Consider the following 16,378-nt stretch of genomic DNA (forward strand, 5'->3'; position numbering starts at 1 on the left):
AGGTTATGGCGGCGTTATCCAGCCTTCGGCCAAAAAAATATTAAAAGGATTGCTGATAGTATCATATGATACTATCATTGAAGTATGAAACCACCGTATGATATTACGAAAACAATATTGGATTTATATGGGCAAATAACAGAAGCATTGGGTATCTGCCAAAGCTTTATGCTTGTTAAACCAGAAGCACGACTACGCCGTCAAAACCGAATTAAAACAATCCAATCATCTCTTTCAATAGAAGGTAATACACTCAATATTGAGAATGTAACAGCATTATTAGATAATCAAAGAATTATTGGTCCAAAAAAAGACATCATCGAAGTACAGAATGCTATCAAAGCATATGATCAGTTGAATGAATTGAGGCCATTCAATAAAAATGATTTTCTTTCAGCACATGGAATACTAATGAAAGATTTAGTAAAAGCACCTGGAGAATATAGAAAATCACAAGTAGGAATTATGAAGGGGAAGGAAGTAACACATATTGCCCCCACATCAGAAATGGTTCCTGGCCTAATGAATGACTTATTCAAATACCTTAAAGAAGATACAGATTTAGAAATTATCAAAAGCTGTGTCTTTCACTATGAGATGGAATTCATTCATCCCTTTGAAGACGGAAACGGAAGAATGGGGAGATATTGGCAAACACGCATATTGATGAAAGTAAATCCAATATTTGAATTTGTACCAATTGAAAAGCTAATTAAAGATCATCAGAAAGAGTATTATCAGGCCTTATCAATTTCAGATAATACCGGAAAATCAACTGTATTTATTGAATTCATGCTAAACATCATAAATCAAGCATTACGTGATACGATTAATGAATCAAAGCCAGCAAGCCCAGATTATCAAAAACGCACAGAAGTTGCTCTCTCTCAGCTGGATAGCTGGTTTGATAGAAAAGAATATATGAAAGTATGTAAAGGAATCTCTAGTGCTACAGCTAGTAGAGATTTAAAACAGTTAATTGAAGAAAATAGGATTGAGTCTACAGGTAAAGGTAGAATGACAAAATATAGAATGGAAAAGAGTGGATAACAAACAATTGAAGTAGAATTACCTACTGTCATGGATCAAGCTATCTACTACGTAGGCATGATCCACGCCAGCTGACGGCAATCTACTTAATTGGATGTTCTACGGACAATTTGAGACGGATTATTTATTATTCTGAACTGTTTCATTTTTCAAATTCTGAACAAATTAAAATCCTCCTCCGGAAGATCAAGAAATATGGACTATAAAAAATCAAATTGGAAAGAACCAGAATGGAATAGGTGTTCTGAATTGATATATTGGTTCATTAATTAACAATATAAAATTAGAATTGGAAAGTATGAAATGAATTTCGGTGTTGTGATCAATAATCTCTGTAGAAGATTATGTCTCGAAGAAGCAATTTTCATTGACTGGAAGTATAAACAAAGTATATATTATTAGTATGGAAGCAAAAATTCAGAAATGGGGCAATAGCCTAGGTATTCGTATTCCAATCAATATCATTCGTGATCTAGCACTGGAAAACGGCTCAACTGTTGATATCGAAGAAATTGAAGATCGGATTATCATTAAACCAAAACGCAACCTCGAAGATTTATTAAGTTGTATTACAGAAGAGAATTTACATAATGAAATCGATTTTGGTATGCCTGAAGGGAATGAATCCTGGTGAAAAAACAATATATACCTGAACGTGGAGACATAATCTGGCTAAATTTCACTCCTCAGGCCGGACATGAACAAGCAGGAAAAAGACCAGCAATAGTTATTTCACCCTCTTCTTATAATTCTAAAACGGGGCTAATGATTGCTTGCCCAATTACGAGTAAAATAAAAAACTACCCCTTCGAAGTACCGGTTATTGGAAGAAAAATATCAGGTGTTGTTTTATCAGATCAGGTAAAAAACTTAGATTGGCGAGTTCGAGAAGCTGCATTTATTGAAAAAGCAACAGAAACTGCTTTTTCTGAAGTACAAGAAAAACTCGCATTATTGATAAAATAATAATACAATATTTTAAAATGAAAAATCCGGCATAAAAAGAGGCCGTAGAACAAGCAAATGAACGAAGACAGAATTTTTTGTCAGGCTCTTTGCACTCACTTCGTTCGAATGCAAAGAGCCCGCCAAATCCTTGCGCTTCGCTCCAGGAACAATTCTGCTTGTTATTTGGATGTTATATTTGCATGAAACAAATTTATGTCTTACAATATCGGATAAATTATTATTTGAAGGAACCGATATGGACCCTAAGTTAATAAAGAGTATTGAAGGTAAAAAAAGAGAACTAGATTCAAATCGACCACTAAATACCTCCATAGTTAAGAAATTGAATGAACAATTCGCAGTAGAATGGATATATAATTCAAATGCTATAGAGGGGAATACACTATCTCTTAATGAAACCGAGATTGTTCTGAATTCTGGTGTAACAATCGGTGGAAAAACAGTAAATGAGCACCTTGAGGTTATAAACCATCAGGAAGGTATTCAATATTTAGAATTACTCATATCCAAAAGAACTGATTTCACAGAAGATTCGATAAAAGAGCTCCATAGACTAATTCTCAAAGGAATTGATGATCTTGAAGCAGGAATTTATCGTAGGCATAACGTAAGAATTGTCGGAGCAAGAATAATACCTCCCCAAGCAATAAAAGTAAAAAGCTTAATGTCAGAACTCATGTCCTGGTATTACGAAAATATGCTTAGTTTACCTATATCAGTATTAGCAGCACAGTTTCATTACAAATTTGTCTGCATCCATCCCTTCATTGATGGGAATGGAAGGGTCGCCCGTTTGTTAATGAATCTAATACTAATGAAGAATGGGTTTCCCCCAACAGTTATATTGAAAGTGGATAGAAAAAAATATTACAGAGTATTAAATGAAGCAAATATAGGAAACGAAGAGTCTTTTGAGAATTTTATTGGTCGCTCTATTGAAAGATCACTGATAATATATCTCAATAGTATCAAACCCAATACAACAGAAAAACAAGGTTTCATAAATCTCAGAGACGCAAGCAAATACTGTAATTACTCCCAGGAGTATCTTTCGTTACTTGCTAGAAAGGGAAAGCTTTCAGCTGTTAAAATTAATAAAGAATGGGTTACAACTCGTGAAGCAATTGAAGATTACGTTAAAGAATTGAAAGAGTGAATACCATATCGAAATAAGGTGTCATAGATAGCAAAGATTTGAAATGGTCCTTCCTGCTTGCACAATTCTTGCGGAAACTGCAGATGGATGGAGATATTTTTATTCGGTGAAAAAGTTCCTAAGAAGCCTGGGAAGGCAAGAGGTGCGCCAAAACCTGTCTTGCAGTCAGGCTAGAATACACGAGATCCCTTTGTTTTTGTTAACATATTCGTTAAAAATACATTTTAAATAATACAATTATGCGATTATTAACGAATATTAATGCATATTAACGTCTTTTGAAGAGATTATTCGCTAATCTGGCGTGTAAAATTCCATAAAAACTAAATATTCCAAATAATAAATCCCATAATAAACCATTTTGAAAAAATAGTTACTAGACAGCTATGATCAATAGGTGTTTAATATTTATATCACCCTATGCGGTGAATAACATAAATAGCTAATAATAATATTATTAGGGAGGTATTTTTTATGAGCGCTGTACTTATCATGGTACTAGCCTTCGCAGGTTACATTATTGCGTACCGTTTGTATGGAGAATTTATTGGAAAGAAAATTTTTCAACTCTCCAACAAGAATCAGACCCCTGCAGAAGAGTTTGAAGACGGTGTAGACTATGTACCGACAAAAAAAGGCATTATCTTTGGTCATCACTTTACTTCTATTGCTGGTACCGGCCCCATTGTTGGTCCCGCAATCGGTGTCATCTGGGGATGGCTGCCTGCTCTTATCTGGGTCGTTGTCGGTTCTATTGTTATGGGTGCCGTCCATGACTTTTCTGCACTGATTATGTCGCTGAGAACGCAGGGAAAATCCATATCGGAAATTGCATCACAGTATATAAGCAAACGTATCCGCGTTGCTTTCTTTCTGATTGTATTTATCGAATTGTGGCTTTTCCTTGCTATTCTCGGTATGATTATTGCTGTTATTTTCCATATGTACCCGGAAGCCGTATTTCCTGTATGGATGGAAATACCTATTGCCTTGGCATTGGGTTATGCCGTTTATAGAAAAAATGCACATGTTGTCAGAACTACCATTCTAGCAGTTATTGCCATGTATATTACCGTTGTCCTCGGTCATTTTATTCCGATGGATATGCCTATGATAGGATCTATGCCTGCCACAGGTACATGGACCTTGATTCTTTTTGCGTATGCCTTTATTGCATCAACTCTTCCTGTAACAACACTTCTACAGCCTCGTGACTATATCAATGCCTGGGAACTCTTCATTGCTATGGGCTTGCTCATTGTTGGGATAATCGTCTCGGCTTTTAATGGATTGTCAGTTGTAGCTCCTGCAGTACAGTCCCATCCTGAAGGAGCGCCATCAATGTGGCCCTTCCTCTTTATTACAATTGCCTGTGGTGCTATTTCCGGTTTTCATGCTGTTGTTGCCTCTGGAACTACCGCTAAACAGGTTGCTCATGAAGATGACGCCATGTTTGTTGGGTATGGTTCGATGCTGATGGAAGGTGCTTTGGCTGTTCTGGTAATCATTGCAACGGTAGCAGGGATCGGTCTTGCCGCTAAGGGAGATGTGGGATCTGTTACCGGTTTGGCCAAATGGACAGAACACTATGCTTCCTGGGGATCTGCTGCGGGTCTCGGTGCTAAAGTGGGAGCCTTTGTAGAAGGTTCTGCCAATATGATTACTTTTCTAGGAATCCCTAAATATCTGGGTATTATTATAATGGGTGTTTTTGTAGCTTCCTTTGCCGGAACCTCATTAGATACAACCACTCGTCTCCAACGTTATGTCATTCAAGAGCTTCTTGGTGCCAACCGTGTCGGTGCTACCGATTCAAAGAGTTTCTTTACCAATAAATATGGTGCTACCTTATTGGCATTGATTACTGCTGGTATTCTGGCCTTTTCATCCGGGGTTGATGGAAAGGGTGCCCTCACTCTGTGGCCTCTTTTCGGTGCCAATAACCAAACACTGGCGGCTCTTGCACTTTTTACAGCCTCAGTTTACTTGAAAAAACGTGGTGGAAAGGGATTCCTTGTGACCCTTCTTCCCGCTTGTTTTATGCTGTTTATGACAATGTGGGCATTGATCCTCAACCAAGCCAGCTATATGGCTGGTGGACAAGTCATGCTGGGAGTCATAAACATTGTGATTATTGCTATCGTTGTTTTTGTAGCCATAGAAAGTATTTTGGCCCTTTCTAAGAAACAACCAGTTGTTGCCACTCAGGCTTGATATTTTTGTTTTGCGGTCTGTCTGATTTTTAATCGGTCAGACCGTATTCTTATAAGGTGGGCATCATGCTGGAGAAGGCATTAAAAAAAATAAATAGACTGACATGGATACACATTTCTGTAATCACAGTCCTTTTGATTACACTGACAATCTTTCAAAAAATCGAGGTTTCTTCATGGGGAGCAAACCGGATTAATTCGGTGATTGGCCTTCTAGGAGCAGCCATCTTTTCTGTGGCTCTGCCGATTCTTATCAGAACTCTGGAATATCAGAGGAGTGTTAAGAATGCCGGTATGAGTGTCAGTCGCTTCAGGAGGATGAAAACCCTATCTCTCTATTCTGTAGATTTGGGAGCTCTCTTCGCTTTGTTTTCCTGGTATATTCCGATTTATCGATATCACATGTATCTGGCTATATTAATGGGGATATATGGAATCTACTCTGTTTTGCCTATCAAGGGTGGAAATAAACAGGATATCAGAGGCTTTGGAGTTTTAGATGAATAAAACCAATTTTTTGGTATCCATAAAAGGCTTTCTGAACGGTTTTGCGCAGGCTATGAACCATAAAGCAACATCTCAGATTGCTTATGAGATCACTGAAATGGAACATTCTTTTGCTCTGATGTTGTATGGTAATTTTGTGGGTTTCCCGTCGCCGCCCATGGCCATTGCTTTAGAACTTCTTCCTGTAATGCAGGGAGATTTGGAAAAGATTCTTACCCGGGCTTCTCAGACAGGTAATGGATTGAGTGAACTGGCCAGTGTCATGGGGGAACCTTGATGGGAAAAATTCAAATTTTTATTGGTAAGGGAGGAGTTGGTAAATCCACCAGCTCTTCACTTTTTGCGGTTCGTTCTAGTGAGGAGGGAACCATAACTTTGCTTGACTCATTTGACCCTGCTCATAATTTGCATGACATTTTTGAAACAAAGTTTTCAGGAAAAGAAAAAAAGGTTTTGAATAATCTTTTTGTGCGTGAAACTGATATGAATAAGATCAGTCAATCCTATATGAAGAGTGTTAAAAAAAATCTTAAAAGTTTATATCACTATCAGCAAGCTCTGAATATTGATAAGTATTTTAATATTTTAAAGTTTGCTCCCGGAATGGAAGAGTATGCGGCATGGTTAGCACTGGAGGCATGCTATGACGATACACACTTCGATCATATTATTATTGACACACCCCCAACAGCGCTGACAATGAAAACTCTTGCTCTCAGTTCGGTAAATCTTCTTTGGTTGCGCCAGCTTGAGGCCATGCGTAAAGAAATTATTGAAAAAAAGAATTCTGTGGGAAGAATACGGAAGGAAAATCTGGATCAGTTGGATGATGATCCTGTTTATATTCGGCTGCAAAAGATGAAAACACGCTATGAAAAAATGTTGAGGGAATTACAGGACAGAGAGAGAACCGAAATCGTTTTAATTCTAAATGAGGATGAATTAAGTTTTTCAGAATCCATTCAAATTAAGGAAGATTTAACAAAACTGGGAATTAGCATCGCTAGAGTTATTATTAATAAGGGCGAAATTAGTTCAATACGGACAAAAGCTATTGCCCGGGAATTTGTTGAGTCAGAGATTGATATCATTGAAGACTATGGTCAGTCCATCACTGGTTTTGATGATCTAAAGGAGCACTCCCAGCAGATCCAAAGGGTTGAAAAGTAAATTCAGAGCGCAACGACCGGTGTGGGGATTATCTGAAATAAGGTTGATATATCCAAATATCTTTTTAGATCAAGACCAGAGGGAACATGAATAGACTCCTTTGGGGCAGCAGAACGCTAATCATCTTTTTCAAATAAAATATATAAAAATGTTCTATGTAGCATTAAACAAACTCATTTTAGAGTTTCGTTATTTTCTATGTAGATCTTCGCTATAAATAAAATAATATATAATATAAATTATATGTGACTGACGCATATATATGTTACATGCATCTTGAGGAGGGATTGGTATGGGTGCATTTCAACATGGCCATCATGCCCAGGCTTTTATTTTATTAGCGTTAACAGAAGGACCGTCTTACGGAGTGAAGCTGCATGAGCGCATTGAAAAGAAAATTCCGGGTAACAAGCTTGATAGGCCTTTCTTGTACCGGACTTTAAACCGTTTGGAAAGGGAAGGAAAGGTCAATCTTCATCTTGATGATTCACAGAGTGGACCAGTTAGAAAGTATTATAGTCTGACAGAAAGAGGGTGGAATGAATTGGCAGAATTTGAGAAAGATATTCGGTTCCGGGTTAAGACCCTTAGCTTTTTTCTGGATGAATATGGAAGGATTATGAAGGGGAAATAATGGAATCTATTCTTTACTATTTAGCGGCACTTGTTCTGCTGATAATCACCTTAGTGAAAGACAAAAATAAGGCTAGGATGGCTCTGCAGAAGTCTCTTAAGGTTTTTTTGCACCTGCTGCCTCAGATGTCATTTATAATGTTATTAATGGGCTTGAGTCTGGCTGTATTTTCTCCAGAAGCTATTTCAGGAATCATTGGTTCAGATTCGGGTGTAACAGGTGTTGCCATTGCTGTCTTGGTTGGTGCGGTGACTTTGATTCCCAGTTTTATAACCATTCCCTTAGGAGCCACTCTTATTGAAAGTGGTGCGGGATTGGCCCAAGTTACCGGTTTTATATCTGCTTTGATGGGAATCGGATTTGTAACTTATCCAGTGGAAAAAAAGTATTTTGGCCGAAAATTTGCCCTTTACCGGAATATCGGAGCCTTTTTTATGACTGTTTTATTCGTAATAATTGTTTCAATCACTCTGGGTGATGCCTTATGAAAGGTCTAAAAGATTATGCTCTAACCCTATTGATGCTCATCATTTTAGGAGTCCTTTTCTTTATTAAAAAGGATACGGCTACTTCCGCCCTTCAGATCTCTTTATCCAGTGTGGGAAGCATGTTGAAGATTCTCCCTCCCATCTTGATTACCATGAATCTTCTGGATGTACTCATTCCTAAAGAGGTGGTAATAAGACACATGGGACATGACGCTGGGCTGAAAGGCTATCTCTGGGCTCTTATTTTGGCTACCTTTGCTGCGGGGCCACTGTATGCTGCATTTCCCATTGCTGCCTTGTTGGGGAAGAAAGATGCCCGTTTATCCTATTTAATCTTTTTTCTGGGGATGTGGACCGTAACAAAGTTACCTGTATTTACTTATGAATTGGAATTTTTCGGTGTTCCTTTTACGAGTATTCATGTCGTAACAGGTATCATATTCTACTACTTTCTATCGATCATTCTAGAAAAGGTCTTTCTTAAAAATGAGAAACAGCACATATACAGATCTTTGGCTGAAGTCTAAATCAAAAAAAGTCTGTAAGAGAGCTTTGTGTTTCATTTAAAAGGTTCTCCCACGAAGAGCTATGGATTCGCTCCCTTTGTCAGTTGACAGGGGCTGTTGATCCTCTTTTTATCAGATGCACCGGTACTAATATCTTGAAATTATCATGAACATCCTTTCTTATTTTATTATTAAGAATCCAGACGGCAGTTCTGCATATTGTTTCAATATTAGAATGAATTGTCGTGAGATCAGGATAAACATATTTAGCCTGAGAAATATTGTCAAAGCCGATTAAACTTATATCGTCGGGAACGTTGTATCCTGATTCGTTGATAACCTTCATCGCACTAATCGCCATTTCATCGTTGAAGGCAAATATAGCAGTGGGTAGATCTTTTTTATTCTTTTCAAGAAGATCCTGAGTTTGAAAAATCGCTTTATCTGCCAGCCAATTTGCGTTGCGGATATACTTTTTATCGATTTGCAATTCTGATTCACCCAGGGCAATGGTAAATCCGGCTAAGCGCTGACGACAGGACATATCCTCCGTATTTCCTGTGATCAGTCCTATTTTACGATGACCTAATTCAATTAGATGTTTTCCTGCAAGATAGCCCCCTGTATAGTTATCAGGAACAACAGAGACCGCCTCGGTATAATCATTATTTACTGTAATAAAAGGTATATTGTTTTCTGAAACATAGTGAAGATGTTTCTCTGAGACTCCGTAACTAGCAAAAATGATCCCCGCATAGGTCTGCTGTTTCAGTAAATCTTCAATATTATCGTTTTCACTGATCGTTGAATAAATCGTCTTATAGCCATTCCTTTTCAGTTCATTTTCCAGATTAAAGAACATCAGGGAATAATATGGTTGGGTTAATCGATCCATATTTTCCTTTGTTTTAGGAAGAAAAAATAAGATCGTATCACTCTTTTTTAAATTGGAGCTGGCATTCTTCACTTTTTCAGTACTGATAACCTTAGCTCCAAGGCCTTGGAACTTTTGGACAAAACCATCATCTACGAGTAATCCTAGAGCTTTTCTTACTGTGGTTCTTTCTACCGAATACATTCGACCTATCTCTTTTTCAGAGGGGAGCATTTCATCCAGTGCAAATTCTCCTTTTGTGATCTTATTCACAAGATTTTCATAAACCTCTAGATAGCGATATTTTTTCTTGGATTTATTATCCACAGTTTTATAATTCCTTTGAATATTTAGATTTAAAATTACCAGTTCTTCAGTCATTGAGCAAATACAGAATTTTATTCTATCAACACATCCTCAATGGCTCAACAAGAAAATATCTTATTGGCTGAAGCAAAATAAAGCTCCCTGGTACCGAGGTGCCAACTAAAGCAATAGGGATACAATGTAAAATAGCACTCTCTGGTCTTCATATTAACATGCTAAAAAAGCCCATGTAAAAGATACATGTACTTAAATATAATGATACATGGTTCATGAAATGTCAATTAAAATACGTTTAAATGCTTTTTCGTTTGAATATATATTCAGTTTATAAAAAAAAAGTTGCGTTCAGGTAAAACCTATGGTAGCGTAAATAGAACATGGTTTACAACATGTACCGTTGTATGAAAAAAATGGAGGATTCAGATGAAGAAATTGATTTTAATGATGGTTCTTTTTGCAATGACCATTCCCGTTTTCTCAGAGGGAGCACAAGATTCGGGTACAGAAGCAAAAAAAGGTGAATACGTACTGAAAATGGCAACACCCAGCAACCCTGCAGACAACAATGTTAAAGCCTTTTACTTTTTTGAAAAAAATGTTGAGGACGCTACCAATGGAATCATTGATGTACAGGTTTTTGACAGTGGACAACTGGGCGACCACGCTGACTATATTGCCGGACTGCAGATTGGAAGCATACAGGGCGCAGAAATCAATACATCCTTCCTTAGCTCCATAGATCCAGCTTTTATGATCTTTGATCTTCCCTATATTGTCGAAGGAATGGACCATGAAAGAGCCGTTCTCGATGCAGGATTGGATGAAACTCTTTCCGCAATTCTTGAAAAGAAAGCAAATATAACGATCGGTGGATGGATGATCAGAAGTCCTAGGAGTGTTTACAGTTCCAGAGGTCCCATAAACACAGCAGATGACTTTAAAGGCCTTAAAATCAGAGTTATGGATAGTCCCATTATGATCAGAACAATGGAACTATTAGAAGCTACACCTGTACCTGTTGCCGCTTCAGAAAGATATATGGCTCTGCAGACAAAGGTTGTTGATGCTGCCGAAAACTCTCCTGCCATTGTTGTTGCACAAAAAGAGTTTGAAGTTACACAGTATCTCTCTTTGACAGAGCATTTCTGTACACCCAATACTATTGTATTTGACAAAAACTTCCTGGACAGCCTTCCTGCTGAACTGAAAACTATTGTCCTCGACGAAGCAGCCAAGGCAGGTTTGTATGCACAGGATCTTGATCAAGAAGGACTTATGGAAACATTGGCAACTCTTGAGAGCGCAGGAATGACCATAGTCTCTGATGTAGATAAGGCTTCCTTCAAAAAGAAACTGCAACCTCTTTACAACGACTATTCCGATCAAATTGGAAGCGATATCATTGCAGCATTTTTAAAATAATCGAGAGGTATCAGGAGACATGAGAATGGATAAATTCATAGATATTCTATATGAAAAAATTGTAGGTAATCTTATTAAGGTCATAGGACTCATTATGACACTTTCAATTCTAATACAAATTTTTTCCAGAGCCTTTATGAAGGTTCCATTCTCATGGACCGAAGAGCTTTCCCGTATCATGTTCATGTGGTTTTGCTTCCTTGGAAGTGGTCTTGCGTTGAAGAAAAAAGCACATTTAGGTATCGACTTCTTTGTAAATAAATATGGCCAGAACTTTAAGTATGTTAACCAAATTATCATCAATCTCCTGGTTGGATTCTTTGGTTTTTTCATGGCTTTTTATGGATTCAAAATCGCCAGGGTAATGCATAAGCAGGTTTCCTCAGTCATGAGAATTCCTATGTCCTATTATTATGCGGTCATCCCGGTCACGGGCATTTTGCTTCTTATATTGTCAATTTATTATTTAATCCAAAACTTTAAAAAAGAGAACAGGAGTTAAAATGGTAACGATTATATCATTTGCAGTCATGATCGGATTGATGTTTATCAATGTTCCTATAGCTGTCTGCACGGGTCTGGCTGCAATCGCCGGTATATTTGTTACGGGTAGCGTTCCTTTAATGGTGAGTGTCCAGAGAATGTATGTTGGAATGGACTCCTTTACGCTCATAGCCGTACCTTTGTTCATTCTTACAGGACGATTCATGGCTCTAGGTGGAATCACCACAGACCTCATCAACCTGTCTAAGGTCATGGTTGGTTTTTTAAGAGGAGGTTTAGCCTATATCAATATTGTTTCCAGTATGTTCTTTGCCGGAATCACAGGATCTGCTACATCCGATACTGCCTCTGTGGGCGGGATTTTAATCCCTGCTATGATTGACAAAGGGTATGATAAAGACTTCTCAGTCGCCGTTACGGCAACTTCATCTACAATTGGAGTTCTTATTCCCCCTAGTATACCCATGGTCGTGTACGGAGTTGCTTCAGGAGCTTCCATCGCCAAGCTCTTTCTTGGAGGAATGCTGCCGGGTATTTTAGTGGGGATCGCTCTTATGATTGTCACTTTTTTTATAGCGGCAAAGAGAGATTACCCTGTCGATTCAAAGATTGAATTCAAGGAAGCGCTCATTATCATCATAAAGAGTATTCCCGCACTTCTAACAATCATCATCATATTGGGAGGCATCATCACAGGTTTTTTCACGCCTACCGAAGCTGCAGGGATTGCCGCTCTCTACTCATTCTGTCTTGGTGTCTTTTATTACAAAGAACTGAAACTTTCCAACATAGGCGATATCTTCATCGAAGTTTCTATTACAACAGGAATGGTCGCCCTGATGATTGCCACAGCTAGTGCTTTAGGCTGGTTATTTGCCAGTCAGGGAGTTCCAGCTATGCTGGCAAATTTAATTCTGGGTATCACCGGCAATAAAATCATAATAATGCTTATGATCAATCTCCTGCTGCTCTTTGTGGGTACTTGGCTTGATTTAAGCCCGGCAGTCATCATTTTTACTCCCATATTGCTTCCTGTCGTGACTGCTTTGGGAATCGATCCAGTTCATTTTGGCATCATCATGATTATGAACCTGGCTATTGGTCTGTTTACACCCCCTGTGGGAGTCTGTCTCTTTGTGTCCTGCGGAATAGCCGGTATTAGTATCTCTGACTCGATTAAGGCATTTATACCTTATTTCTTTGCGATGATTGTCATACTTTTACTCATTACCTATATCCCTGGTATTGTCATGTTAATACCAAATTTCTTTGGCCTGTGATGAACAGTTATCCTATGAAAAATTATATTGAACTCAGTACTTAAGATAAAATAAAGAATAAAAACTGGAGATCGTCATGTTAAAAAATATACCCGAAACTCTCTCGCCCGAACTATTGAAGATTCTTATGGAAATGGGACATTTTGATGAAATTGTTATTGGAGATGCCAATTTTCCCGGAGCCTCTCGGGCTCGTCGTCTCGTAAGATTGGATGGATTAGGTATTACGCGGGTCTTGAACGATATCCTTCAGTTTTTTCCATTGGATGATATTGAAAAAACATGCGTCACAGTGATGAAAGTTTCGAGAGAAGGATATGGAGTTCCTTCTATTTGGGAAGAATATAAGGCTTTGATCGAAAAATGGGAAGGAAAAACAGACTGTATGGCCATTATCCCTAGAGCTGATTTTTATGAAAGGGCAGGCAAGGCTTATGCTGTTATCGCCACCAGTGAATCGGCATTATTTGGAAACATTATCCTCACCAAAGGAATCGTTAAAAAAGATTAAACCGTAAAGATTAAGGAGATATTAATGGGAAATTTAAAAGATAAAAATGTATTAGTGACGGCAGGCTGTCAGGGAATAGGATTTGCTATTTGTGAACAACTCATCAGAGCCGGAGTCAATGTTGCCACAACATATTTAACAAGCAGCAAAGGAGCTGATCTCCTCAATAAATTAGCTTCCGAAGAAGGGGTCAAATTCTTAGCCATTCAAGCTGACCTGACAACAAGAGAAACCTGCCAGAAAGTCGTCGATGAAGCCTGCACCAAAATAGGTCCCCTCCACAGTGTGGTCAATAATGCAGGATCATTGATAGAAAGACGGGGAATTGAAGAACTGGATACGGACTTTATGACACGAATCATGGATCTGAATCTCTCCAGTACCATCTGGATCACCCAGGCTGCCGCGCCAATCCTGGCCAAACACAAAGAAGGAAGCTCCATCGTTAATTTGGCCTCTCTGGCGGGAAGGAAAGGCGGTCACCGCGGCTCAATTGCCTACTCAACATCCAAAGGGGCCATCATTACCTGGACCAGACATTCATCAACGGAGTTAGGAGACAGGGGCATCCGGGTCAACTGTGTTGCTCCCGGTTTAATACTGGGCACATCCTTTCATGCCACTCATACATCCAAAGAATCGGCAGACAAAACAATTGAGTCGATCCCTTTGAAGCAGGCAGGATCTCCCAATGATGTGGCCAGAGCCGTATTGTTTCTTGTAGGAGAATACGATGGATTTATATCAGGTATAACCCTGGATATAAACGGTGGTGCTTACGTAGCGTAATAGAGAATCTTTAATTAAGCGTATACATCGAAGTGGTAAAACTTGATTCAGATCCTAAGAGCTGTACTCTTTCTTCAAATCAGTCTTTTTTGGGGGCCTTTCTACCATGCGGTTCGAGTTCTATAATCATGTAATCTTCAATTGACAGGAGGAAATAATCCTTAGAAATGGAATTTCCTACTGATTATTTCTTCTGTTTAAGATAACCGTTATCAATAATTTTTCAGGTAAAAAATGTAACATTTTATGTGTCTAGAAAATGGAGGACCCTCTATGCAGCATCAATCTAATTTAGGGGCAGAGCCTTATAATACTATAGACATATATATGTAAAAACATAATAATCTGCATATGATATGAAAGAGTTTATTGCAAAAATATTTAACACCGATTTTACGGATTCTTCTGGCATCGAAGATGGTGAACAAATACGTAAACTCACAATGCTTTTTTTCCTCATGGTTCTTGGAATCCTCATGCTTATCGTAATGGGATTTCTCCTCTTCAGGGAAAAAAATTATTTTTATTCGTCCCTTAATTTTATTGTTTCAATATTAATCGTAGGACTGATTTTTCTTCTTCGTTCCGGAATAGGACTGATGTTCTGCAGTATCCTGAGTATTCTGCTTTTACAGTTTTTCTTCATGTTTCTATTTCATTCCGGTGTAAGCAATCAAATGGCCTTTGTGTGGTACTACCTTTTTCCACTTGTGGCTCTGTTCCTTCTGGGTACAGGATTAGGCTCTTTCTTTACCCTCTTAATGATATGCTTGTCTATTTTACTCAACTTTTTTGCAGGAGAGTTCTCATTCATTGTGCCATTCTCCTCCCCGTTCATGATCCGCCTGGTTTTGAGCTATTTAGGGGTCTTTCTTTTTGCCTTCGTATTTGAGCAAACAAGAATGTCGACACATAAGAAACTTAATATTGCCATGGATAAAATGAATGAACTGGCAATCAGAGACGGCTTAACGGGGCTATACAATCGTCGTTATTTGGACATTGTGGTCAAAAACATTATACAGCAGTTCAACCGTTCCGGTATCTCGGTCGGATTTATAATGGCCGATCTGGATTATTTTAAAAAATACAATGACAGTTACGGCCATCAGGCTGGTGATAGACTATTGCAGAATTTCTCCGAAATGCTCAAATCTATGGTGCAGCGCAAGTCAGACTACATATTCCGTTATGGAGGTGAGGAATTTGCTTTTCTACTGCCATCAGCCAATCTTGAAACAACAAAAAGAATGGCTGCCAGTATCGTTGAGAATACTCGCGCCCTTAATATACCGCAATCCTCACATCCAATGGGGCATGTTACTGTCTCTGTAGGTGTCTCCTTTATCGATTCTGATCATAATAATTCAAAGCGAAAGAAAGGCATTGAAGAGCTTGTGGAAACAGCAGACAAGGCACTGTACATGGCCAAGAATGCCGGCCGAGATCGTTATGTGGTGAAAGATCTTTAACCGGGGACTCTGTGCAGGTGACATAGAAGCCCATCTGGGTTCAGTCATAATTTTCTTTTCATAACCAAGCTGTTCTATACAGTATTTACAAACAATCTTTGACGAACCCTGCAGGCTCTAATGCAATAAAAGTGAAAATAAAATGGAGGCGAAGATGCAAATGAAAGTCGTATTTCACATAGATGAGAATGATAAATGGAACTTGCTTCTTTCAAATGTAAAAAACTTAATAAATGAATTATCAGACAAAACATTTGAGATAGAAATTGTGGCTAATTCAGTGGCAGTTAAGGAATATTTAATAAAAAATAGTCTTTTTTCTAAGGAACTTAAAGATCTTTCAGAAAAAGGGATTCATATCTGTGCTTGTCTTAATTCATTGAAGGGAATGCAAATAGAACAAGATGATATCTTTGAGTTTATTACAATTGTACCCGCCGGAGTGAAAGAATTGATAGATAAACAACTCTGTGGGTATGCTTATATTAAACCATAGATTGTATTTT

The 16,378-nt window shown here is 38.2% G+C and carries 19 protein-coding genes; 18 read left to right on the plus strand and 1 reads right to left on the minus strand.

Features of this window, described 5'->3' with window-relative positions; genetic code table 11:
• Positions 1-84 precede the first annotated feature (84 nt).
• From EXM22_RS02085 to EXM22_RS02135, 11 genes are all read left to right on the plus strand, one after another.
• On the plus strand, positions 85-1,050 hold the full coding sequence (locus tag EXM22_RS02085; protein WP_149484912.1) for a Fic family protein: 966 nt from the start codon (positions 85-87) through the stop codon (positions 1,048-1,050).
• 403 nt (positions 1,051-1,453) lie between these two features.
• Positions 1,454-1,684, plus strand: coding sequence for an AbrB/MazE/SpoVT family DNA-binding domain-containing protein (locus tag EXM22_RS02090; protein WP_149484922.1), 231 nt, complete (start codon positions 1,454-1,456; stop codon positions 1,682-1,684).
• Entirely contained in the window at positions 1,681-2,016 is a 336-nt protein-coding gene (mazF, locus tag EXM22_RS02095; RefSeq protein ID WP_342780274.1) for an endoribonuclease MazF, read from the plus strand. Before EXM22_RS02090 ends, mazF begins: the two co-directional genes overlap by 4 nt.
• A 178-nt stretch (positions 2,017-2,194) precedes the next feature.
• On the plus strand, positions 2,195-3,175 hold the full coding sequence (locus tag EXM22_RS02100) for a Fic family protein (protein WP_246157062.1): 981 nt from the start codon (positions 2,195-2,197) through the stop codon (positions 3,173-3,175).
• Positions 3,176-3,649: 474 nt separating this feature from the next.
• Positions 3,650-5,389, plus strand: a complete 1,740-nt coding sequence (locus tag EXM22_RS02105) for a carbon starvation CstA family protein (protein WP_149484924.1) — start codon at positions 3,650-3,652, stop codon at positions 5,387-5,389.
• Between the two features lie 65 nt (positions 5,390-5,454).
• Positions 5,455-5,895: a hypothetical protein gene (locus EXM22_RS02110; RefSeq protein WP_149484925.1), complete on the plus strand. Its 441-nt coding sequence runs from the start codon at positions 5,455-5,457 to the stop codon at positions 5,893-5,895.
• Positions 5,888-6,172, plus strand: a complete 285-nt coding sequence (locus EXM22_RS02115; protein ID WP_149484926.1) for a DUF7990 family protein — start codon at positions 5,888-5,890, stop codon at positions 6,170-6,172. Before EXM22_RS02110 ends, EXM22_RS02115 begins: the two co-directional genes overlap by 8 nt.
• A complete protein-coding gene (locus tag EXM22_RS02120) occupies positions 6,172-7,065 on the plus strand; it encodes an ArsA family ATPase (RefSeq protein WP_149484927.1) in 894 nt (297 codons plus the stop codon). Before EXM22_RS02115 ends, EXM22_RS02120 begins: the two co-directional genes overlap by 1 nt.
• Positions 7,066-7,357: 292 nt before the next feature.
• Positions 7,358-7,699, plus strand: a complete 342-nt coding sequence (locus tag EXM22_RS02125; protein WP_149484928.1) for a PadR family transcriptional regulator — start codon at positions 7,358-7,360, stop codon at positions 7,697-7,699.
• Entirely contained in the window at positions 7,699-8,187 is a 489-nt protein-coding gene (locus tag EXM22_RS02130) for a hypothetical protein (protein ID WP_149484929.1), read from the plus strand. Before EXM22_RS02125 ends, EXM22_RS02130 begins: the two co-directional genes overlap by 1 nt.
• Positions 8,184-8,714, plus strand: coding sequence for a hypothetical protein (locus tag EXM22_RS02135; RefSeq protein ID WP_149484930.1), 531 nt, complete (start codon positions 8,184-8,186; stop codon positions 8,712-8,714). Before EXM22_RS02130 ends, EXM22_RS02135 begins: the two co-directional genes overlap by 4 nt.
• Positions 8,715-8,793: 79 nt before the next feature.
• On the opposite strand, the gene EXM22_RS02140 is transcribed toward EXM22_RS02135, so the two are convergent.
• Positions 8,794-9,948: a substrate-binding domain-containing protein gene (locus tag EXM22_RS02140; protein ID WP_149484931.1), complete on the minus strand. Its 1,155-nt coding sequence runs from the start codon at positions 9,946-9,948 to the stop codon at positions 8,794-8,796.
• 369 nt (positions 9,949-10,317) lie between these two features.
• Here EXM22_RS02140 and EXM22_RS02145 point away from each other — a divergent pair, with 369 nt between their 5' ends.
• The 7 genes from EXM22_RS02145 (at position 10,318) to EXM22_RS02175 (ending at position 16,368) form a co-directional block, all read left to right on the plus strand.
• Positions 10,318-11,316, plus strand: coding sequence for a TRAP transporter substrate-binding protein (locus tag EXM22_RS02145; RefSeq protein ID WP_149484932.1), 999 nt, complete (start codon positions 10,318-10,320; stop codon positions 11,314-11,316).
• A gap of 25 nt (positions 11,317-11,341) precedes the next feature.
• Complete coding sequence (locus tag EXM22_RS02150) at positions 11,342-11,818, plus strand: TRAP transporter small permease (protein WP_168203300.1); 477 nt, start codon at positions 11,342-11,344, stop codon at positions 11,816-11,818.
• A gap of 1 nt (position 11,819) precedes the next feature.
• Positions 11,820-13,100, plus strand: a complete 1,281-nt coding sequence (locus EXM22_RS02155; protein ID WP_149484934.1) for a TRAP transporter large permease — start codon at positions 11,820-11,822, stop codon at positions 13,098-13,100.
• Positions 13,101-13,176: 76 nt separating this feature from the next.
• A complete protein-coding gene (locus EXM22_RS02160) occupies positions 13,177-13,611 on the plus strand; it encodes an RbsD/FucU family protein (RefSeq protein WP_149484935.1) in 435 nt (144 codons plus the stop codon).
• Positions 13,612-13,635: 24 nt separating this feature from the next.
• On the plus strand, positions 13,636-14,400 hold the full coding sequence (locus tag EXM22_RS02165) for an SDR family NAD(P)-dependent oxidoreductase (RefSeq protein WP_149484936.1): 765 nt from the start codon (positions 13,636-13,638) through the stop codon (positions 14,398-14,400).
• Positions 14,401-14,756: 356 nt separating this feature from the next.
• Positions 14,757-15,872, plus strand: a complete 1,116-nt coding sequence (locus EXM22_RS02170; protein ID WP_149484937.1) for a GGDEF domain-containing protein — start codon at positions 14,757-14,759, stop codon at positions 15,870-15,872.
• A 154-nt stretch (positions 15,873-16,026) separates the two neighbouring features.
• Complete coding sequence (locus EXM22_RS02175; protein ID WP_149484938.1) at positions 16,027-16,368, plus strand: DsrE family protein; 342 nt, start codon at positions 16,027-16,029, stop codon at positions 16,366-16,368.
• The last annotated feature ends 10 nt before the right edge of the window (positions 16,369-16,378 follow it).

The sequence above is a fragment of the Oceanispirochaeta crateris genome (genome assembly GCF_008329965.1).
Classification (GTDB): domain Bacteria; phylum Spirochaetota; class Spirochaetia; order DSM-2461; family DSM-2461; genus Oceanispirochaeta; species Oceanispirochaeta crateris.

Bases quoted from the DNA above. Each gene is read 5' to 3' on its own strand.
- EXM22_RS02085 (WP_149484912.1), top strand. From the start codon at position 85: ATGAAACCACCGTATGATATTACGAAAACAATATTGGATTTATATGGG.
- EXM22_RS02090 (WP_149484922.1), top strand. From the start codon at position 1,454: ATGGAAGCAAAAATTCAGAAATGGGGCAATAGCCTAGGTATTCGTATT.
- EXM22_RS02105 (WP_149484924.1), top strand. From the start codon at position 3,650: ATGAGCGCTGTACTTATCATGGTACTAGCCTTCGCAGGTTACATTATT.
- EXM22_RS02110 (WP_149484925.1), top strand. From the start codon at position 5,455: ATGCTGGAGAAGGCATTAAAAAAAATAAATAGACTGACATGGATACAC.
- EXM22_RS02115 (WP_149484926.1), top strand. From the start codon at position 5,888: ATGAATAAAACCAATTTTTTGGTATCCATAAAAGGCTTTCTGAACGGT.
- EXM22_RS02120 (WP_149484927.1), top strand. From the start codon at position 6,172: ATGGGAAAAATTCAAATTTTTATTGGTAAGGGAGGAGTTGGTAAATCC.
- EXM22_RS02125 (WP_149484928.1), top strand. From the start codon at position 7,358: ATGGGTGCATTTCAACATGGCCATCATGCCCAGGCTTTTATTTTATTA.
- EXM22_RS02130 (WP_149484929.1), top strand. From the start codon at position 7,699: ATGGAATCTATTCTTTACTATTTAGCGGCACTTGTTCTGCTGATAATC.
- EXM22_RS02135 (WP_149484930.1), top strand. From the start codon at position 8,184: ATGAAAGGTCTAAAAGATTATGCTCTAACCCTATTGATGCTCATCATT.
- EXM22_RS02140 (WP_149484931.1), bottom strand. From the start codon at position 9,948: ATGACTGAAGAACTGGTAATTTTAAATCTAAATATTCAAAGGAATTAT.
- EXM22_RS02145 (WP_149484932.1), top strand. From the start codon at position 10,318: ATGAAGAAATTGATTTTAATGATGGTTCTTTTTGCAATGACCATTCCC.
- EXM22_RS02150 (WP_168203300.1), top strand. From the start codon at position 11,342: ATGGATAAATTCATAGATATTCTATATGAAAAAATTGTAGGTAATCTT.
- EXM22_RS02155 (WP_149484934.1), top strand. From the start codon at position 11,820: ATGGTAACGATTATATCATTTGCAGTCATGATCGGATTGATGTTTATC.
- EXM22_RS02160 (WP_149484935.1), top strand. From the start codon at position 13,177: ATGTTAAAAAATATACCCGAAACTCTCTCGCCCGAACTATTGAAGATT.
- EXM22_RS02165 (WP_149484936.1), top strand. From the start codon at position 13,636: ATGGGAAATTTAAAAGATAAAAATGTATTAGTGACGGCAGGCTGTCAG.
- EXM22_RS02170 (WP_149484937.1), top strand. From the start codon at position 14,757: ATGAAAGAGTTTATTGCAAAAATATTTAACACCGATTTTACGGATTCT.
- EXM22_RS02175 (WP_149484938.1), top strand. From the start codon at position 16,027: ATGCAAATGAAAGTCGTATTTCACATAGATGAGAATGATAAATGGAAC.